Annotated in this window: 14 protein-coding genes; 9 read left to right on the plus strand and 5 right to left on the minus strand. The window is 71.4% G+C overall.

Annotated features, from left to right (window positions below):
- The first annotated feature begins 30 nt into the window (after positions 1-30).
- From R2D22_RS29765 to R2D22_RS29790, 6 genes are all read left to right on the plus strand, one after another.
- A complete protein-coding gene (locus R2D22_RS29765; RefSeq protein ID WP_318107826.1) occupies positions 31-732 on the plus strand; it encodes a histidine phosphatase family protein in 702 nt (233 codons plus the stop codon).
- Positions 733-879: 147 nt separating this feature from the next.
- Complete coding sequence (locus R2D22_RS29770) at positions 880-1470, plus strand: DUF3090 domain-containing protein (protein WP_318107828.1); 591 nt, start codon at positions 880-882, stop codon at positions 1468-1470.
- Positions 1434-2252: an SCO1664 family protein gene (locus tag R2D22_RS29775; RefSeq protein ID WP_318107829.1), complete on the plus strand. Its 819-nt coding sequence runs from the start codon at positions 1434-1436 to the stop codon at positions 2250-2252. Before R2D22_RS29770 ends, R2D22_RS29775 begins: the two co-directional genes overlap by 37 nt.
- A gap of 131 nt (positions 2253-2383) precedes the next feature.
- Positions 2384-3613 carry a cysteine--1-D-myo-inosityl 2-amino-2-deoxy-alpha-D-glucopyranoside ligase gene (gene mshC / locus R2D22_RS29780; RefSeq protein ID WP_318107831.1) on the plus strand — a complete coding sequence of 410 codons (1230 nt, stop codon included), beginning with the start codon at positions 2384-2386 and terminating at the stop codon, positions 3611-3613.
- 125 nt (positions 3614-3738) lie between these two features.
- Positions 3739-6795, plus strand: coding sequence for an NPCBM/NEW2 domain-containing protein (locus R2D22_RS29785; protein WP_318107832.1), 3057 nt, complete (start codon positions 3739-3741; stop codon positions 6793-6795).
- Positions 6796-6897: 102 nt separating this feature from the next.
- Positions 6898-7881, plus strand: a complete 984-nt coding sequence (locus R2D22_RS29790; RefSeq protein ID WP_318107834.1) for an SMP-30/gluconolactonase/LRE family protein — start codon at positions 6898-6900, stop codon at positions 7879-7881.
- A gap of 41 nt (positions 7882-7922) precedes the next feature.
- On the opposite strand, the gene R2D22_RS29795 is transcribed toward R2D22_RS29790, so the two are convergent.
- The 5 genes from R2D22_RS29795 to R2D22_RS29815 form a co-directional block, all read right to left on the minus strand.
- Complete coding sequence (locus tag R2D22_RS29795) at positions 7923-9068, minus strand: PAC2 family protein (protein ID WP_318107835.1); 1146 nt, start codon at positions 9066-9068, stop codon at positions 7923-7925.
- A 215-nt stretch (positions 9069-9283) separates the two neighbouring features.
- Positions 9284-10888, minus strand: a complete 1605-nt coding sequence (locus tag R2D22_RS29800; protein WP_318107837.1) for a glycerol-3-phosphate dehydrogenase/oxidase — start codon at positions 10886-10888, stop codon at positions 9284-9286.
- A gap of 6 nt (positions 10889-10894) precedes the next feature.
- Positions 10895-12442, minus strand: a complete 1548-nt coding sequence (gene glpK, locus R2D22_RS29805) for a glycerol kinase GlpK (protein ID WP_318107839.1) — start codon at positions 12440-12442, stop codon at positions 10895-10897.
- 35 nt (positions 12443-12477) lie between these two features.
- Positions 12478-13263 carry an MIP/aquaporin family protein gene (locus tag R2D22_RS29810; RefSeq protein ID WP_318107841.1) on the minus strand — a complete coding sequence of 262 codons (786 nt, stop codon included), beginning with the start codon at positions 13261-13263 and terminating at the stop codon, positions 12478-12480.
- A gap of 287 nt (positions 13264-13550) precedes the next feature.
- Positions 13551-14315: an IclR family transcriptional regulator gene (locus tag R2D22_RS29815; protein WP_318107842.1), complete on the minus strand. Its 765-nt coding sequence runs from the start codon at positions 14313-14315 to the stop codon at positions 13551-13553.
- Positions 14316-14585: 270 nt separating this feature from the next.
- Between R2D22_RS29815 and metH the strand changes: the two genes are divergently transcribed.
- From metH to R2D22_RS29830, 3 genes are all read left to right on the plus strand, one after another.
- A complete protein-coding gene (gene metH / locus R2D22_RS29820) occupies positions 14586-18095 on the plus strand; it encodes a methionine synthase (RefSeq protein ID WP_318107844.1) in 3510 nt (1169 codons plus the stop codon).
- A 144-nt stretch (positions 18096-18239) separates the two neighbouring features.
- A complete protein-coding gene (locus R2D22_RS29825) occupies positions 18240-18953 on the plus strand; it encodes an HAD family hydrolase (RefSeq protein WP_318107847.1) in 714 nt (237 codons plus the stop codon).
- A gap of 473 nt (positions 18954-19426) precedes the next feature.
- Entirely contained in the window at positions 19427-21031 is a 1605-nt protein-coding gene (locus R2D22_RS29830; protein ID WP_318107848.1) for an ABC transporter substrate-binding protein, read from the plus strand.
- Positions 21032-21034 lie beyond the last annotated feature (3 nt).

Here is a 21034-nt window from a genome sequence, read left to right on the forward strand (position 1 = left end):
GCACCCCCGCCGCCACTTACCCTTGCCGCCATGGCCACGCTGATCCTCGTCCGGCACGGACGTTCCACCGCCAACACCGCCGGGGTGCTCGCCGGGCGGACGCCCGGGATCGGGCTCGACGAGCGGGGTGCCGCGCAGGCCGCCGCCCTGCCCGGACGGCTGGCCGGGGTGCCCCTCGCCGCCGCCGTCAGCAGCCCGCTGCAGCGCTGCCGGGAGACCCTCCGGCCGCTCCTGGACGCCCGGCCCGGACTGCCGCTGCACACCGACGAGCGGATCAGCGAGTGCGACTACGGCGACTGGTCCGGCCGCAAACTCGCCGAACTGGCCGACGAACCCCTCATGGCGGTCGTCCAGGCACACGCCTCCGCCGCGGCCTTCCCCGGCGGCGAGTCGATGCGCGGCATGCAGCAGCGGGCCGTCGACGCCGTACGGGACTGGAACGCCCGGATCGAGGCCGAGCACGGCGAGGACGCCGTCTACGCGATGTGCTCGCACGGCGACATCATCAAGTCCGTCGTCGCCGACGCGCTCGGCATGCACCTCGACCTCTTCCAGCGGATCCACGTCGAACCCTGCTCGGTCACGGTGATCCGCTACACCCGGCTGCGCCCCTTCGTCCTGCGGCTCGGTGACACCGGCGACCTCGCCGGCCTCGCCCCCCGCGACACCGGCGACGACCGCGGCGGGAACACCGGCGCCGCCGAGGTCGGCGGCGGCGCGGGCGCACCGTGATCGCTCCGCGCAGTAGGGTGGACGGGCCGGAGGGCTGCCGCCGGGACAACCCGGGGGCCCCGTAGCCCGATTGCCGCCGAGATCCACCGCCGAGACACACCGTCGGACTGACGAGTTCCGGCGTCGAGACCCAAGGGAGACAGGCACGTGGCCCGTCAGGTGTTCCTCTACGACCCACCGGAGCGCTTCGTGGCCGGCACGGTCGGGCTGCCTGGCCGCCGCTCGTTCTTCCTGCAGGCCTCCGCCTCGGGCCGGGTCACCAGCGTGGCCCTGGAGAAGACGCAGGTCGCGGCCCTGGCCGAACGCATCGACGAACTCCTCGACGAGGTCGTGCGGCGCACCGGCGGCAACGCCCCGGTGCCTGCCGTCGCCCCGCCGGACGTCGCCGACACCGCCCCGCTGGACAGCCCCGTGGAGGAGGAGTTCCGGGTCGGCACCATGGCCCTGGCCTGGGACGGCGAGGAACAGCGGATGATCGTCGAGGCGCAGGCCCTCGTCGAACTCGACGTCGAGTCCGAGGAGGACCTCGCCGAGGCCGAGGAACGGCTGCTCCAGGACGAGGAGAACGGACCGCCCATGCTGCGGGTCCGGCTCACCGGCGCCCAGGCCCGCGCCTTCGCCAAGCGGGCCCTCGACGTGGTCAACGCCGGCCGGCCGCCGTGCCCGCTGTGCAGCCTCCCGCTCGACCCGGAAGGACACGTATGCCCGCGCCAGAACGGATACCGCCGGGGGGCGTGACGGTGCTCGACCTCCTCACCAAGGGCGAGCTGACCGTCGAGGGCCAGGTCCGCGAGGCGTCCAACGCCGTCCTGTACTGCTCCGTCGCCCACGAGGGCGAGACGGCCGTCTGCGTCTACAAGCCGGTCGCCGGCGAGCGCCCGCTGTGGGACTTCCCCGACGGCACCCTGGCGCAGCGCGAGGTCGCCGCGTACGCGGTCTCCGAGGCCACCGGCTGGGGCCTCGTGCCGCCCACGGTGCTGCGCGACGGCCCGTACGGCGAGGGCATGGTCCAGCTCTGGATCGACGCGGACGAGGGCGCCGAACTGCTCGGCCTCGTCGACCGGGAGGAGCCCGGGGACGGCTGGAAGGCCGTCGGAACGGCCCAGGTCGCCGAGGACCGCACCGCGCTGCTCGTGCACGCCGACACGCCCGAGCTGCGCCGCCTCGCCGTCCTCGACGCGGTGATCAACAACGGCGACCGCAAGGGCGGCCACCTGTTGCCCGCCCCGGACGGCCGGATCTACGGCATCGATCACGGCGTCACCTTCCACGTGGACGACAAGCTCCGCACCCTGCTCTGGGGCTGGGCCGGCGAGCCGCTGCCCGTCGAAGCCGCCGGCGTGCTCACCCGCCTCGACGGCGAGCTGGCCCCCGGCGCCCCGCTCGCCACCCGCCTGGCGGAGTTGCTCACCCCCGCCGAGATCGACGCGATCCGGGCCCGGGTGGCCCTGCTGCGCACCACCGGACGCCACCCCGAGCCGTCCGGCCAGTGGCCCGCGATCCCCTGGCCACCGGTCTGACGAGGACGTACCGCTGCCGGCCCGCCTGCCTTTCCCCTGGCACATCCCGCGCGATCCCGCAAGAACGCCTGATCGGACAAGATCCAGGATCCGGTTCGTATCCGGAACACCCGTCCGGTTACGCTCGGGGCATGCATGCCTGGCCCGCTTCTGAGGTCCCCGCCCTGCCCGGCAAGGGCCGCGACCTCCGGATCCACGACACCGCGACCGGCGGACGAGTGACCCTCGCCCCCGGCCCCGTCGCCCGTATCTACGTCTGCGGCATCACGCCGTACGACGCGACCCACATGGGTCACGCGGCGACCTACAACGCGTTCGACCTCGTTCAGCGCGTGTGGCTCGACACCAAGCGGCAGGTCCACTACGTCCAGAACGTCACCGACGTCGACGACCCGCTCCTGGAGCGCGCGATCCGCGACAACGTCGACTGGGTCGGCCTCGCCGAGCGCGAGACCGCGCTCTTCCGCGAGGACATGACCGCGCTGCGGATGCTCCCGCCGCAGCACTACATCGGCGCCGTCGAGGCGATACCGGGGATCGTGCCGCTGGTCGAGCGGCTGCGCGACGCCGGCGCGGCCTACGAGCTGGACGGCGACATCTACTTCTCCGTCGAGGCCGACCCGCACTTCGGCTCGGTGTCGAACTACGACAGCGAGCTCATGCGGCACCTCGCCGCGGAGCGCGGCGGCGACCCCGACCGCCCCGGCAAGAAGAACCCGCTCGACCCGATGCTGTGGATGGCCGCCCGTGAGGGCGAGCCGAGCTGGGACGGCGGCAGCCTCGGCGCCGGGCGCCCCGGCTGGCACATCGAGTGCGTCGCCATCGCGCTCGACCACCTCGGCATGGGCTTCGACGTGCAGGGCGGCGGCTCCGACCTGATCTTCCCGCACCACGAGATGGGCGCCTCGCACGCCCAGACGCTCACCGGCGAGTACCCCATGGCCAAGGCGTACGTGCACGCCGGCATGGTCGCCCTGCACGGCGAGAAGATGTCCAAGTCCAAGGGCAACCTGGTCTTCGTCTCCGCGCTGCGCCGCGCCGGGGTCGACCCGGCGGCGATCCGGCTGTCCCTGCTCGCGCACCACTACCGGGCCGACTGGGAGTGGACCGACGACGTCCTGGACACGGCCGTGGCCCGCCTCGACCGCTGGCGCGCCGCAGTCTCCCGGCCCGACGGCCCCTCGGCCGACGCACTCGTCGAGGAGATCCGCGAGGCGCTCGCGGACGACCTGGACGCGCCGGCCGCGCTCGCCGCGATCGACCGTTGGGCCGCGCTCCAGGAGAGCGAGGGCGGCACGGACGAGTCCGCGCCCGGCCTCGTCTCCCGCGCGGCCGACGCCCTGCTCGGTGTGGCTCTCTAGCGAGCTGATTCGCGCAGATCCGCGCAGCCTCTTTCGGTAACCGCCCTCGGACTTCTCCCCGAAGTCCGAGGGCGGTTCCGTTTTGCCCTCTAGTCCTGTGCTTGCAGCTGCGCTAAAAACGCTCCATGCAATCATCAATGCGCATGAGAGCTGCACTCGGTGGGGCGGTGCTCAGCCTCCTCGCGGTGTTCGCGGGACCGGGAACCGCCCAGTCCGCCGAGCCCGCCGACAGTACCGTCGGCGACGTCACCGGCTTCACCGCCGACGGCCCGGTCTACCGGCTCACCGCGGGCGCCGCCGAGGCCCGGGTCAGCTTCGTCACCGACGAGACCTTCCGCATCGAACTCGCCCCCGACGGCAAGTACACCGACCCCACCGGGCAGGACATCGTCCTGCCGCAGGGCGCGCCGCCCACCACCCGCTGGACGGACCGCGGCGACCGGTACGAGCTCAGCACCGACCGGGTCACCCTGCGCGCCTACAAGTCGCCGCTGCGCTTCGCCGCGTACCGCGCCGACGGCACCGCGCTCTGGTCCGAGACCAAGGGCCTGACCTGGAACCAGGACCGCACCGTCCAGACCCTGGCCCGCGGCGCGACCGAGCAGTTCTACGGCGCCGGCATGCAGAACGGCCGCGGCAACACCTCGCACCGCGGCAAGACCGTGGAAGTGGGCGTCGACTACAACTGGAACGACGGCGGCCACCCCAACTCCGTCCCGTTCTACCTCTCCTCCGCCGGATACGGCGTCTTCCGCAACACCTACGCCCCCAACACCTACGCCTTCGGCGAGCCCGTCACGACCTCCGCGCGCGAACGCCGCTTCGACGCCTACTACTTCGCCGGCGAGGGCGCCGACGCGGTCAAGGACGTCATCGGCCAGTACACGAACCTCACCGGCAAGCCCTTCATGCCGCCCGTGTACGGCCTCGAGATCGGCGACGCCGACTGCTACCTGCACAACGCCAACCGGGGCGAGCGGCGCACCCTCGACGCCCTGAAGGTCGCCGACGGCTACGTGCAGAACGACATGCCCAACGGCTGGATGCTCGTCAACGACGGCTACGGCTGCGGCTACGAGAACCTCGGCGAGGCAGCCACGGGCCTGCAGCAGCGCGGCATGCAGCTCGGACTGTGGACCGAGGACGGCCTCGACAAGCTCGCCGACCAGGTCAAGGCCGGCCAGCGGGTCGCCAAGCTCGACGTCGCCTGGGTCGGCGCGGGCTACAAGTTCGCCCTCGACGGCTGCAAGGCCGCCCACGCGGGCATCGAGGCGAACAGCGACGCCCGCGGCTTCACCTGGGCCCCGGAGAGCTGGTCCGGCGCCCAGCGCTGCGGCGTCCAGTGGTCCGGGGACCAGTCCGGCACCTGGGAGTACATCCGCTGGCAGATTCCCACCTACGCGGGCGCGTCCATGTCCGGACTCGCGTACACCACCGGCGACGTCGACGGCATCTTCGGAGGCAGCGCCAAGACGTACACCCGTGACCTGCAGTGGAAGACCTTCCTGCCGGTCACGATGACCATGGACGGCTGGGCCGCCAACGACAAGCAGCCCTTCCGCTACGGCGAGCCGTACACCACGATCAACCGCAGCTACCTCAAGCTCCACGAGTCCCTGCTGCCGTACATCTACAGCCACGCCCACGAGGCGACGAAGACCGGTGTCGGTCTCGCCCGGCCGCTCGTCCTCGAGTACCCCGACGACCCGAAGGCCGCGACCGACACCGCCAAGTACGAGTTCCTCAGCGGCGAGGACTTCCTCGTCGCACCGGTCTACAAGGACGACGTCCGGCGCGACGGGATCTACCTCCCCAAGGGCACCTGGATCGACTACTGGAGCGGCCGCGTCCACGAGGGCCCGCAGACCCTCGACGGCTACAGCGCCCCGCTCGACACCCTGCCGCTGTTCGTCCGCGCCGGGGCGACCGTGCCCATGTGGCCCGGCGGCATCCGCTCGTACACCGACCGCACCCCCGGCTCCCAGCTCGCCTGGGACGTCTACCCGCAGGGGAATTCGTCGTTCACGCTCTACGAGGACGACGGCGTCACCCGCGCCCACAAGGCCGGCCGGTACGCCACCCAGCGCGCCGACGTCACCGCGCCCGCCCGGGGCGCCGGCGACGTGACCGTACGGATCGGCGCGAGCCAGGGCGCCTACACCGGCAAGGCGGCCTCCCGGCCCTACGCCTTCACCGTGCACACCGGCGACGCGCCGACCAAGGTCGCGCTGGAGGGCACCGCCCTGCCCCGCCACACGAGCCGCGCCGCGTTCGAGGCGGCCACGCAGGGCTGGTGGTACGACGCCGCCGACCGAGGGGGAGTGGTCCGGGTCAAGACGGCCGCGCTCCGCACCGACCGGCCCTTCGAGCTGACGCTCACCGACACCGCAGCCGTCGGCGGGGCCGTGCCCGGCGCCGCCGCCACCGTGTCCGCGCCGGCCGGCCAGGAGCTGGGCGCCGGCGTGCCCGGCACCGTCTCCGTCGACGTCACCGCGGGCGACCGGGACGCCACCGGCGTCGCGGTCGGCCTGACCGCCCCCGAGGGCTGGAAGGTCACCCCGGCCGCCCGGATCGACCGGCTCCCGGCCGGCACGACCCGGCGCGTCCAGGTGACGGTGACCCCGCCGCCGGGCGCACGACCCGGCGAGTCCACGCTCACCGCGAGCGCCGGCTACCGCGCCGCCTCGCTGGACCGGGTCGCGATCCAGCGGTTCGCCGTCGGGGTGATGCCGGAACCGCCCACGGCGGACGCCTGGGCGAGCGACCTGGTGTGGCTGAGATCCACGAACGGCTGGGGCCCGCCCGAACGCGACCGCTCCAACGGCGAGTCCGCCGCGGGCGACGGACGGACCCTCACCCTGGCCGGGAAGACCTACGACAAGGGCATCGGCGCGCACGCCGACTCCGACATCGAGGTCTACCTCGGCGGCCGGTGCACCCGGCTGACCGCCGACGTCGGCATCGACGACGAGATCAACGGGTACGGCGAGGTCGCGTTTTCGGTCGAGGCGGACGGCAAGGTGCTCTGGACCTCGCCGAAGGTCACCGGGGCCTCCGCGACCGTCCCGGTGGATGTCGACCTCACCGGCGCCCGGCACGTCCACCTGAGGATCACCGACACCAACGGATCCAAGAGCGGCGACCACGGCGACTGGGCCGCGGCGCGGTTCGCCTGCGGCTGACATGAGCCCGAGACGGGCGAGATTCGGCCAACCGCCATGGGGGAAGCGGGCGTTGTGATGAGCTGTGAGCGTCAATGGATCACTTGTACGAAAGGGCGCTCAGTGCAGCATCACCTCGCACGCAGAGGATTCCTGGGAGCCGCCGCCGCCCTCGGCGCGGCGGCTCTCACCGGCCCGCTCACCTCGGGCCCGGCCCACGCGGCAGGCGCGGGCGGGCCGTGGCCCACCGCGTTCCCGCTGCCCCGCGGCTTCCAGCCGGAGGGGGTGGCCATCGGGCACAGCCCGTACGCGTACTTCGGCTCGCTCGGCGACGGATCCGTCTACCGGGTCGCGCTGGCCACCGGCGAGGGCCGGATCGTCCACCAGGGGCTCGGCGCGGAGAAGAGCACCGTCGGCCTCAAGATCGACCGGGCGGAGCGCCGGCTCTTCCTCGCCGGCGGCTGGAGCCGGGAGATCCGGGTCGTCGACGCGCGCTCCGGCGCGCTGCTGCGCCACTTCACCGGGCTCGGCGCCGACACCACCATGGTCAACGACGTCGTGCTCACCCCGGGCGCGGCCTGGTTCACCGACTCCTTCCAGCCGCAGCTCTACCGGCTGGCCCTCGACCGGACCGGCGAGCCCGGCCACGAGGTGACCACCGTCCCGCTCGGCGGCGACTGGGTCCAGGGGGCCGACTTCACCGCCAACGGCATCGAGCGGACCCCCGACGGGCGGGCGCTGCTGGTGGTCAACTGCGTCAAGGACGGCGGCTCGTTGATGCGGGTCGACGCGCGCACCGGCACCGCCCGCACGGTCGACCTCGGCGACCTGCGGATCCCGGCCGGCGACGGACTGCTGCTGCTCGGCCGCGACCTGTACATCGTGCAGCAGCAGAAGAACCAGATCGACGTGGTCCGGCTCGACGCGGCCGGCACGCGCGGCACCGCGATCGCGCGGATCACCGACCCGGACCGGTTCCGGGTGCCGACCACGGCGGCGGTCTGGGGCGACCGGATCTACCTGCCCAACGCCCGCTTCGGCCTGGACGAGGACCCGACGGCGGTGGACTACGACGCGGTGTCGGTGCCGCGCGTGCAGGCGCCGTAACGGCGAAGGGAGGGGCGGCCGCGCCGCCCCTCCCGTACCGCTCAGTCCTCCGAGCCCTTGCCGTCCCCGCCGTCGGACCGCTCGGGCCGCTCGGATCCCTCGGACCCTTCGGCCTCGGTGCCCGCGGCGGTGTCCGCAGCGGGTCCCGCGTCCGACTCCGCTGTCGGTCCTGTCTCCGACTCCGCGCCCGGTCCCGCCTCCGACTCCGCGCCCGATTCCGGCTGTTCCGTGCCCGGCACGGCCTCCGGTCCCGGCTGCTGCGGCTTCGGCGGCCTGGTCCGCTCGCTGCCCGGGTCCCGCAGGTACGAGGCGTCGCCGCCCTCCGTCGCCACCCCGGGACCCTGCCCCGGCTCGCGGCGCCGCAGATAGCGCTCGAACTCGCGGGCGATGGCCTCGCCCGACGCCTCCGGCAGCTCCGCGGTGTCCCGGGCCTCCTCCAGCGTCTGGACGTACTCCGCCACCTCGCTGTCCTCGGAGGCGAGTTGGTCCACGCCCAGCTGCCAGGCCCGCGCGTCCTCGGGCAGTTCGCCCAGCGGGATGCGCAGCCCGATCAGGTCCTCCAGGCGGTTCAGCAGCGCCAGCGTCGCCTTCGGGTTGGGTGGCTGCGACACGTAGTGCGGCACGGCCGCCCACAGGCTCACCGCCGGGACGCCGGCGTGCGTGCACGCCTCCTGCAGGATGCCGACGATGCCCGTCGGGCCCTCGTACCGGGTCTCCTCCAGGTCCATCGTGCGAGCCAGGTCCGGGTCGGAGGTGACCCCACTGACCGGGACGGGCCGGGTGTGCGGGGTGTCGCCCAGCAGTGCGCCGAGGATCACCACCATCTCCACGCCGAGTTCGTGGGCGAAGCCCAGCAGTTCGTTGCAGAACGACCGCCAGCGCATGGACGGTTCGATACCGCGGACCAGCACCAGGTCGCGCGGCTTCTCGCCGCCGACCCGGACCACGGAGAGCCGGGTGGTGGGCCAGGTGATCTTCCGGACGCCGCCGTCCATCCACACCGTGGGCCGGTTGACCTGGAAGTCGTAGTAGTCCTCGGCGTCGAGCGCCGCGAACACCTCGCCCTTCCATTCCCGGTCCAGATGGGCGACCGCGGTGGAGGCGGCGTCGCCGGCGTCGTTCCAGCCCTCGAACGCGGCCACCATGACCGGGTCGATCAGCTCGGGAACCCCCTCGAGCTCGATCACCCAGTGCCTCCTTTTCGAAGTTCCTGTCGTACGGACCAACCTTACGGCTTTCCGGGGGTCGGGCCGCAGCCCCCGTACGCGGCCGGGTTCGCCCCCGGTCTTGATCGACTACCCACGAACGCCGGTCGGCACACGGGCGCCGCGGGGGCCGGTTCGCGCCACGCGGCGCGCGTAAGGGGCGGCCTCGAAAGAGACCGCCCCTTACGCACAGGCCGTTACTTGCGGAGCAGGTCCTCGACCTTGCCGCGGATCTCGTCCGTCGCCAGACCACGGATCGTCAGGGTCGTCCGGCGGCGCAGCACGTCGTCCGCCGTCTCCGCCCATTCGTGGTCGCGGGCGTAGGCCACCTGCGCCCAGATCTCCGGGGCGTCCGGGTGGATGCGCTCGGCCAGCTCCGGGTTCTCGTTCGCCATCCGCGCGATGTCGAAGGAGAGCGAACCGTAGTGCGTGGCCAGGTGCTTGGCGGTGTCGGCGGACATCCGCGGGCCGGGCGCCGGGCCGTCCACCAGCAGCCGGTGCGCGACCGCGTTCGGGTTGGCGATGCCGGGCAGCGGCAGCCGCTTGGGCAGCGCCGAGACCGGCTCGTAGTCCTCGCCGAGCGGGTGGCCGGGCAGCGACTCCAGCTTCTTCATGATCGTCCGGCCGATGTGGCGGAAGGTCGTCCACTTGCCGCCGGCCACCGACAGCATGCCGCCGCGGCCCTCGGTCACGACCGTCTCGCGCTTGGCCTTGGAGGTGTCGCCGGGACCGCCCGGCAGCACCCGCAGACCCGCGAAGGAGTAGGTGATCAGATCCCGGGACAGCTGCTGGTCGCGGATGGAGAACGCGGCCTCGTCGAGGATCTGGGCTATGTCCTTCTCGTTGACGGCGACGTCGGCCGGGTCGCCCTCGTACTCCTCGTCGGTGGTACCGAGCAGGAGCATGTCCTCCCAGGGGAGCGCGAAGGTGATCCGGTACTTGTCGATCGGGGTCGCCAGCGCGGCCTTCCAGGGGGAGGTGCGCTTGAGCACCAGGTGCGCGCCCTTGGAGAGCCGGATGGACGGCGCCGCGTTCGGGTCCTCCATCTTGCGCAGGTGGTCCACCCACGGGCCGGTCGCGTTCAGCACCAGACGGGCACCGACGCCGAACTCATCGCCGGAGAGCCGGTCCCGCAGCTCCGCGCCGGTGACCCGGCCGCGGGTGAAGCGCAGCCCGGTGACCTCGGCGTGGTTGATGACGGTCGCCCCGGCGGCCACGGCGGCCCGCACGGTCATCAGCGCCATGCGCGAGTCGTTCATCTGGTCGTCGCCGTACACGGCCACGGCCTTGAGGTTGTCCGTCCGCAGCTCCGGCACGTCCTGTGCGGCCTTCGCCGGCGACAGCAGGTGGCCGACGCCGTCGCCGAACGCGGAGAGAGCGCTGTACGCGAACACCCCGGCGCCCAGCTTGGCCGCGCCGTGCGGGCCACCCTTGTAGACGGGCAGGTAGAAGGTCAGGGGGTTCGCGAGGTGCGGCGCCACCTGACGGGACACCGCACGCCGCTCGAAGTGGTTCTCCGCCACCAGCTTCACCGCGCCGGTCTGCAGGTAGCGCAGGCCGCCGTGGAGCAGCTTGGAGGAGGCGGAGGAGGTGGCGCCGGCGAAGTCGCCGGCGTCCACCAGGGCCACCCGCAGGCCCGACTGCGCGGCGTGCCAGGCGGTGGAGATGCCCAGGATGCCGCCTCCGATCACCAGGAGGTCGTACGTCGCCTTGGAAAGCTGTTCCCGGGTCTCGGCGCGGCTCGGCAGGGAGCCGGCAGCCGGGTGCGTCCCGAGGGCAGGGACGCTCTGCAGGGTGGTCATCTCGTATTACTCCTCGTCCTCGATCCAGCCCATGGTCCGCTCGACGGCCTTGAGCCAGCTCTTGTACTCGCTGTCACGCTTGTCGGCGTCCATGCGAGGGGTCCATTCCGCGGCCCGGCGCCAGTTGGCGCGCAGGGCGTCGGTGTCCGGCCAGAAGCCGACGGCCAGACCGGCGGCGTAGGCGGCGCCGAGGCAGGTCGTCTCGGCGACCATCGGACGCACGACCGGCGCGTCCAGGAAGTCCGAGAGGGTCTGCATCAGCAGGTTGTTGGAGGTCATGCCGCCGTCGACCTTCAGCGCGGTCAGCTCGACGCCGGAGTCCTTCGTCATGGCGTCGGTGATCTCGCGGGTCTGCCAGGCGGTGGCCTCCAGGACGGCGCGCGCGATGTGCGCCTTGGTGACGTACCGGGTGAGGCCGGCGATCACACCGCGGGCGTCGGAGCGCCAGTACGGGGCGAACAGGCCGGAGAAGGCCGGCACGAAGTACGCGCCGCCGTTGTCCTCGACCGAGGACGCCAGGGTCTCGATCTCGGCGGCGGAGTTGATCAGGCCCATCTGGTCGCGCATCCACTGGACCAGCGAACCGGTGACGGCGATCGAGCCCTCCAGCGCGTAGACCGGCTTCTGCTCGCCGATCTGGTAGCCGACCGTGGTCAGCAGGCCGCTGTAGGAGTTGATGATCTTGTCACCGGTGTTCATCAGCATGAAGGTGCCGGTGCCGTACGTGGACTTGGCCTCGCCCTCGGCGAAACACGTCTGGCCGAACAGGGCGGCCTGCTGGTCGCCGAGCGCGGAGGCGACCGGGACGCCGTCGAGGACGCCGCCCTTGACGGTGCCGTACACCTCGGCGGAGGAGCGGATCTCCGGCAGCACCGAGGCCGGGACCTCCATGGAGGAGAGGATCTTCTCGTCCCACTCCATGGTGTGCAGGTTCATCAGCATGGTGCGCGAGGCGTTGGTGACGTCGGTGACGTGCCGGCCGCCGTCGACGCCGCCGGTCAGGTTCCAGATGACCCAGGAGTCCATGGTGCCGAAGAGGATGTCGCCGCGCTCGGCGCGCTCGCGCAGGCCCTCGACGTTGTCGAGCAGCCAGCGGACCTTGGGGCCGGAGAAGTACGAGGCGAGCGGCAGGCCGGTCTCGCGGCGGAAACGGTCCTGCCCGACGTTGCGGCCGAGCTCCCTGCAGAGCGCGTCGGTGCGGGTGTCCTGCCACACGAGGGCGTTGTGCACCGGCTCGCCGGTGTTCTTGTCCCACAGGAGGGTGGTCTCGCGCTGGTTCGTGATGCCGATGGCCTTCACGTCGGCGGCGGTGATGCCGGCCTTGTCGAGCGCGCCCGCCACGACTTCCTGGACGTTGTTCCAGATCTCGGCGGCGTCGTGCTCCACCCAGCCCGGCTTCGGGAAGATCTGCTCGTGCTCCTTCTGGTCGACGGAGACGATCCGGCCGTCCTTGTCGAAGACGATGCAGCGGGACGAGGTGGTGCCCTGGTCGATGGCCGCGATGAACGGGCCGTGGCCGTGGGAGGAGGTGCCGGTCGTGTGTGCGTCGGTCACGGTGTGCTCCAAGGAAGGTCTGGAAGAAGGACGGCTCAGGCGAACGCGATGTTGTAGATACCCGCGGCGATGGCGCCGCCCACCAGGGGGCCGACGACCGGGATCCAGGCGTAGCTCCAGTCGGAGCCGCCCTTGTTCGGCAGCGGGAGCAGGGCGTGCACGATGCGCGGACCGAGGTCACGGGCGGGGTTGATCGCGTACCCGGTCGGGCCGCCGAGCGAGAGGCCGATGGAGACCACGACGAAGGCGGTGATCAGGGCGCCTATGACGCCGAGGCCCTTGCCGCTGTCGTTGAGGCCCTGCGTGAGCACGGCGAGGACCAGCACGACCGTGCCGATGATCTCGGTGGCCAGGTTCTGCCAGACGACGCGGACCTCGGGGCCGGTGGAGAAGACACCCAGGACCGGGCCGGCGCCGCCGTTGTCGTGCGGGCCCTCCACGGCCTTCTTCGTCGGGTCGCCCACGATCTCGGGGTCGGTCAGGTGGGCCTGGAACTGCCCGTAGTACGCGATCCAGACCAGGAAGGCGCCGAGCATCGCGCCCAGCATCTGGCCGGCGAAGTAGACCGGAACATTGCTCCAGTCGTTGTCCTTGATCGCGATGCCGACGGTGACCGCCGGGTTGAGGTGCGCGCCGGAGAGGGTGCCGGTCATGTAGACCGCGGTCATGACCGCGAAGCCCCACCCGAAGGTGATCGCCAGCCAGCCGGCGTTCTGTGCCTTCGAGCGCTTGAGCACGACGGCGGCGACCACGCCACCGCCGAGCAGGATGAGTACGGCGGTACCGATGGTCTCGCCGATGAAGATGTCGGAGCTGGACACCCGCGACTCCTTTGTCCTTCGTCCAGGGGAAGGCGAACCCCGGGTCCCTCCGGTGGTCCGCGCCCTCAGGTGAGGGCGTTGTCGGCCCTCGGCACCGTCACACTCTAGCGGCCAATCCCGGTAGGTGTTCGACAATGCCGACCGACGAACGGAAGTTTTGCCCTCCGGTTAACAGCGCGTCAAGAGTTCGGGCAGCGAAAAACCCGCCGATAACGCGATCGTTACCGACGGGTTCGAGGGGTTGTGGACCACCGCGTTCCAGGCGTGCCCGGCCGGGGCTGACCAGGTCAGAAGCGGCCGGCCCCCAGGTCGCGGGAGACCGCGCGGGCGCAGTCGCGCACCGCCGCGACCAGCTCGGAGCGCAGCTCGCCGGAGTCGCACACCCGCTCCACCGCGCCCGTGATGGCCACCGCGCCGACCGGCATCCGCCGCCGGTCGTGGATCGGCGCCGCCACGGAGGCCACGCCCTCCCAGGTCTCCTCCACGTCCGCGGCCCAGCCGCGGGCCCTGGTCGTGTCCAGCAGCGTCTCGAAGTCGCCCAGGCCGGTCACCGTCCGGTCCGTGTACGCCTTCAGCTCCGTCTCCAGGACCTCGCTGTGCGCCACCGGGTCGTACGCCGAAAGGACCTTGCCCAGGGCGGTGGAGTGCAGCGGCTGCATCGCCCCCACCTCCAGGACCTGGCGACTGTCGTCCGGCCGGAACACGTGGTGCACGATCAGCACGCCCTGCTGGTGCAGGACACCCAGATGGACGCTCTCCCCGCTCGATCGGGCCAGGTCGTCCGTCCAGACCAGCGCCCGCGCCCGCAGCTCGTGCACGTCCAGGTAGCTGTTGCCCAGGCGCAGCAGCTCCGCCCCCAGCTGGTACCGCCCGGAGGCCGCGTCCTGCTCGACGAAGCCCTCCGCCTGCAGGGTGCGCAGGATGCCGTGCGCGGTGCCCTTGGCCAGGCCCAGGGAGGAGGCGATGTCGGACAGGCCGAGCCGGCGCTCGCCGCCCGCGAGCAGTCGCAGCATCGCCGCCGCCCGTTCAAGCGACTGGATGTTCTTCGCCATCGCCCGGCCCTTTCTCCCTGCCCTGGATCGCGTGGATCGCTGTTGATCACGCTGTTCGACAATGCTGAACACTATCGGTCGATGTCGACCTTGCGTCACTCATGCAAGTGTCCGCCAGGAAGGGTCGCGACCGGGAGTCCCCGGACAAAGGATGCCGTCCGGCCAGTGGGACACCGTGTCCACCCCGGCAGGTCCGCGGTTACGCTGGCCCCGTGCGCCCTCCACCGGGGGTGCAAAGCCGACAGCCGTCGCATCCCAGGGAGCACATCCATGGCCTCGTCGCCGACCCCTTCCGCTGACAGCCGGACCCGCGCCGCCGCCCTCCGTGAGGCACTCGCCACTCGTGTGGTGGTGTCCGACGGAGCCATGGGCACCATGCTCCAGGCCCAGGACCCGACGCTCGAGGACTTCCAGGACCTCGAGGGCTGCAACGAGATCCTGAACGTCTCCCGCCCCGACATCGTCCGGTCGGTCCACGACGCCTACTTCGCCGTCGGCACCGACTGCGTCGGCACCAACACCTTCAACTGCAACTTCTCCGCGCTCGGCGAGTACGACATCGCCCACCGCGTCGAGGAGCTGTCCGAGGCCGGCGCCCGCCTCGCCCGCGAGGTCGCCGACGAGTACACCGCGAAGACCGGGCGGCAGCGCTGGGTCCTCGGCTCGATGGGCCCCGGCACCAAGCTGCCCACCCTCGGCCACGTCCAGTACGGCACCATCCGCGACGCCTACCAGCAGAACGCCGAGGGCCTGCTCGCCGGCGGCGCCGACGCGCTCCTGGTGGAGACCACCCAGGACCTGCTGCAGACCAAGGCCGCCATCATCGCAGCCCACCGGGCGATGGACACCGCCGGCTACACCGTGCCGCTGATCTGCTCGGTCACCGTGGAGACCACCGGCACCATGCTGCTCGGCTCCGAGATCGGCGCGGCACTGACCGCCCTCGAGCCGCTCGGCATCGACATGATCGGCATGAACTGCGCCACCGGCCCGGCCGAGATGAGCGAGCACCTGCGCCACCTCGCCCGCAACGCCCGCGTCCAGCTCTCCTGCATGCCGAACGCCGGACTGCCGGTCCTCACCAAGGACGGCGCGCACTACCCGCTGTCGCCCGTCGAGCTGGCCGACGCCCACGAGAGCTTCGTCGCCGAGTACGGGCTCTCCCTGGTCGGCGGCTGCTGCGGCACCACCCCCGAGCACCTGCGCCACGTCGTGGAGCGCGTCCAGGGGCAGGTCCCGCCCGCCCGTGACCCGCGTCCCGAGCCCGCGGCCGCCTCGCTGTACCAGTCGGTCGCCTTCCGCCAGGACACCTCGTACATGGCGATCGGCGAGCGCACCAACGCCAACGGCTCCAAGAAGTTCCGCGAGGCCATGCTCGAGGGCCGCTGGGACGACTGCGTCGAGATGGCCCGCGACCAGATCCGCGAGGGCGCGCACATGCTCGACCTCTGCGTCGACTACGTCGGCCGCGACGGCGTCGCCGACATGCGAGAGCTGGCCGGCCGCTTCGCCACCGCCTCCACCCTCCCGATCGTCCTGGACTCCACCGAGGTCCCGGTCATCGAGGCCGGCCTGGAGATGCTGGGCGGCCGCGCGGTCATCAACTCCGTCAACTACGAGGACGGCGACGGCCCCGAGTCCCGCTTCGCCAAGGTCACCGCGCTCGCCAAGCAGCACGGCGCCGCCCTGATCGCGCTCACCATCGACGAGGAGGGCCAGGCCCGCACCGTCGAGAACAAGGTCGCCATCGCCGAGCGGATCATCGACGACCTCACCGGCAACTGGGGCATCGCCGAGTCCGACATCCTCATCGACACCCTGACCTTCACCATCTGCACCGGCCAGGAGGAGTCGCGCGGCGACGGCATCGCCACCATCGAGGCGATCCGCGAGCTGAAGAAGCGGCACCCCGACGTCCAGACCACGCTCGGCCTGTCCAACATCTCCTTCGGCCTCAACCCGGCCGCCCGCGTCCTGCTGAACTCCGTCTTCCTGGACGAGTGCGTCAAGGCCGGCCTGGACTCCGCCATCGTCCACGCCTCCAAGATCCTGCCGATCGCCCGGTTCGACGAGGAGCAGGTCACCACCGCGCTCGACCTGATCTACGACCGGCGCTCCGAGGGCTACGACCCGCTGCAGAAGCTGATGGCCCTCTTCGAGGGCGTCTCCACCAAGTCCATGAAGGCCGGCAAGGCCGAGGAGCTCCTCGCCCTGCCGCTGGAGGAGCGCCTGAAGCGCCGCATCATCGACGGCGAGAAGAACGGCCTGGAGGCCGACCTCGACGAGGCCCTCACCACCCGCCCCGCCCTCGACATCGTCAACGACACGCTGCTCGACGGCATGAAGGTCGTCGGCGAACTGTTCGGCTCCGGCCAGATGCAGCTGCCGTTCGTGCTCCAGTCCGCCGAGGTCATGAAGACCGCGGTCGCCTACCTGGAGCCGCACATGGAGAAGTCCGACGCGGAGGGCAAGGGCACCATCGTGCTGGCCACCGTGCGCGGCGACGTCCACGACATCGGCAAGAACCTCGTCGACATCATCCTGTCCAACAACGGCTACAACGTGGTGAACCTGGGCATCAAGCAGCCCGTCTCCGCCATCCTCGACGCCGCCGAGGAGCACAGGGCCGACGTCATCGGCATGTCCGGCCTGCTGGTCAAGTCCACGGTGATCATGAAGGAGAACCTGGAGGAGCTGAACCAGCGGGGCCTGTCCGCCGACTACCCCGTCATCCTCGGCGGCGCCGCGCTGACCCGCGCCTACGTCGAGCAGGACCTGCACGAGATCTACGAGGGCGAAGTCCGCTACGCCCGCGACGCCTTCGAGGGCCTGCGCCTGATGGACGCCCTGATCGGCGTCAAGCGCGGCGTCCCCGGCGCCTCCCTCCCGGAGCTCAAGCAGCGCCGGGTCGCCAAGCGGGACACCGTCCTGGAGGTCTCCGAGCCCGAGCCCGGCGGCCGCTCCGACGTCGCCGTCGACAACCCCGTGCCGACCCCGCCGTTCTGGGGCACCCGGGTCGTCAAGGGCATCCCGCTCAAGGACTACGCGAGCTGGCTCGACGAGGGCGCCCTGTTCAAGGGTCAGTGGGGCCTCAAGCAGACCCGCGCCGGCGACGGGCCGACGTACGAGGAGCTGGTGGAGACCGAGGGTCGGCCGCGGCTGCGCGGCCTGCTGGAGCGGCTGCACACCGACAACCTCCTGGAGGCGGCCGTCGTCCACGGCTACTTCCCGTGCGTCTCCAAGGGCGACGACCTGATCATCCTGGACGAGCAGGGCAACGAGCGGACCCGCTTCACCTTCCCGCGGCAGCGCCGCGGCCGCCGCCTCTGCCTGGCCGACTTCTTCCGCCCGGAGGAGTCCGGCGAGACCGACGTGGTCGGCCTCCAGGTCGTCACCGTCGGCTCGAAGATCGGCGAGGCCACCGCCGAGCTGTTCGCCTCCGACTCCTACCGGGACTACCTCGAACTGCACGGCCTGTCCGTGCAGCTCGCCGAGGCGCTGGCCGAGTACTGGCACGCCCGGGTGCGCGCCGAGCTCGGCTTCGCCGGCGAGGACCCGGCGAACGTCGAGGACATGTTCGACCTCAAGTACCGCGGCGCGCGTTTCTCGCTCGGCTACGGGGCATGCCCCGACCTGGAGGACCGGGCGAAGATCGCCGAACTGCTGCGTCCCGAGCGGATCGGCGTCCACCTCTCCGAGGAGTTCCAGCTGCACCCGGAGCAGTCCACGGACGCCATCGTGATCCACCACCCGGAGGCGAAGTACTTCAACGCCCGGTGAGCCGCCCGGTGACCCGCCCGAGGAGCAATTACCTGCACCTCGCGTGATCGCGACGTACACTGGTCGGTCCAGTGCAGGCCGGTCTCGCCTCCCCGTACCGGGGGGCGTGACCGGCCTCTTCGTCCCTCCGTGGAGGTGTGCCGGATGACCAGTACGGTCCCCGCGTCCCTGATTCGTACCGGTGAAGGCTCCGCCCTGCAGGCGGTCTTCCTCGACATGGACGGCACCCTCGTCGACACCGAGGGGTTCTGGTGGGACGCGGAGGTCCAGGCCTTCGCCGCGCTCGGCCACCGGCTGGACGAGTCCTGGCGCGACATCGTCGTCGGCGGCCCGATGAGCCGCAGCGCGGGCTACCTGATCGAGGCCACCGGCGCGGACATCACCCTCGCCGAGCTGACCGTGCTGCTCAACGAGAAGTTCGAGCAGCGCATCGATCGAGGCGTGCCGCTGATGCCGGGCGCCGAGCGGCTGCTGACCGAACTGGCCCGGCACAACATCCCGACCGCCCTGGTCTCCGCCTCGCACCGCCGGATCATCGACCGGGTGCTCGCCTCGGTCGGCCGCGACCGGTTCACGCTCACCGTGGCCGGCGACGAGGTGACCCGCACCAAGCCGCACCCCGAGCCGTACCTGACCGCCGCGCGCGGCATCGGCGCCGACCCCGTGCTGTGCGCGGTCATCGAGGACACGGCCACCGGCGTGGCCTCCGCGGAGGCGGCCGGCTGCCGGGTCGTCGCCGTGCCGTCGGTCGCCCCCATCGCGCCCGCCGGCGGGCGCGTCGTGGTCCGCTCCCTCGAAGAGGTCGACGTGCCGTTCCTGCGCACCCTCGTGACCGGGCTCCCCGCCGTGTCCGAGTGAACGCGCGTACGGGAACGCAGGGCTCCGTACCGGGCGTTCTCCGTGATCACGCCCCGCTCTCTTCCGGCCACCTGTCCTGAAGTCGCCCGAGTGACCTTGGTCACGCAGCGTACTGAAGGGTAGGTGGCCTTTCTGCTCCCCATGCCCGGAACATGCGCTTCCGGCGCCTCCATGTGTCCTGATTCGTCGATCCTTGCGTGAATCATTCCCGCGCATGGTTATCGGCGGCACCGCATCAGTGATCACTCAGCGGTCACCGGCCGTCCACCACCCCGTCCGGCCTGCCCCGCGCCGCGCACTAATCTTTCGGTCGTACTTCGCCGCACCCATCGTGTGCGCCGGCGCAAACCCCAGACGCCGCGCCCGCAGGAACGATCGCTGAAACCCGGCCCGATCGCTCCGCCCCGACCGGGCGGCAGCGGCGGAGTGTCCGTACCCGCTGAATCACAGTGCCGGATGAGGAGATCGTTTCCGTGAACCGCAAGACCTTGGTGCTGCCGGCCGTCGCCGGCATGCTCGCCCCCGTACTCGCCGGCTGCGGAACCACCGTGGGCGGAGTGGGCGGCGGCGACAAGCACATCGTCGTCGGCACCACGGACCAGTTCGTCGCCACCGAGGACGCCCCCGCGCCCCTCGACCCCGCGTACGCGTACGACACCGGCACCTGGAACATCCTCCGCCAGACCCTGCAGACCCTGATGCACGTCCCGCGCGGCGGCGGCGAGCCCGTCCCCGACGCCGCCTCCCGGTGCGACTTCACCGACAAGGCCAGCGAGCGCTACCGCTGCACACTGCGCGACGGCCTCACCTTCGCCGACGGCACCCCGGTCACCGCCGAGGACGTCAAGTTCTCCGTCGAGCGCGTGCTCGCCATCAAGTCCGACAACGGCCCCTCCGCGCTCCTCGCCGGCATCGACGAGATCGAGACCACCGGCGAGAACGAGATCGTCTTCCACCTGAAGACGCCCGACGCGACCTTCCCGTACAAGCTCTCGACGCCCGTCGCGGGCATCGTCAGCAAGGACAAGTACGACGGCAAGAAGCTCCGCGACGGCTTCGACGTCGACGGCTCCGGCCCGTACACCCTGCAGGTCGAGCAGCAGGGCGACCAGGTCACGAAGGCCGTCTTCACCAAGAACCCGAAGTACAAGGGCGACATCAAGCTCCGCAACGACAAGGTCGAACTGCGCTCCTTCGAGAGCGCCGCCGCGATGGGCGACTCGCTGGAGGCCGACACCATCGACATGGCCACCCGCGCCATGGACCCCCAGCAGATCAAGGAACTCGCCGAGAAGCCCAAGGCCGGCATCGAACTCATCGAGGTCCCCGGCCTGGAGATCCGCTACCTCGCCTTCAACACCACCGACCCGAGCGTCAAGAACAAGGCCGTCCGGCAGGCCATGGCCGCCGTCGTCGACCGCGGCCGGATCGCCGGCGAGGTGTACGGCTCCACCGCGCAGCCGCTCTACTCGCTGATCCCGTCCAGCATCGCCGCCCACACCAACTCGTTCTTCGACAAGTACGGCGAGCCGAACAAGGCCAAGGCCGCCGAGATCCTGAGCGACGCCGGCATCACCACCCCGGTCAAGCTGACCCTGCACTACACCACCGACCGCTACGGCGACAGCACCGCCAAGGAGTTCGCGGCGCTGCGGGACCAGCTCAACGCCACCGGCCTGTTCGCCGTGACCGTCCAGGGCACCGAGTGGGCCAAGTTCCGGCCGGCGCAGAAGCGCGGCGACTACCCCGTCTACGGACTCGGCTGGTTCCCCGACTTCCCCGACCCGGACAACTACGTCGCGCCCTTCCTCGACGCCGACAACTTCCTCAACACCCCCTACGTCAGCAAGGTCGTCCGTGACCAGCTGATCCCGCAGTCGCGCCGCGCGGCCGACCGCAGCGCCGCGGCCCCCGCGTTCGCGCAGATGCAGAAGATCGTCGCCGGTGACGTGCCCGTCCTGCCGCTGTGGCAGGGCAAGCAGTACGTCGCCGCCCGCGACGACGTGACCGGCGTCGAATGGGCGCTGAACACCTCCTCCGACCTGCAGCTCTGGGAGCTCGGTCGGGGCACCGCCTGACCC

It is taken from the genome of Streptomyces sp. HUAS YS2, from assembly GCF_033343995.1.
Classification (GTDB): Bacteria; Actinomycetota; Actinomycetes; order Streptomycetales; family Streptomycetaceae; genus Streptomyces; species Streptomyces solicathayae.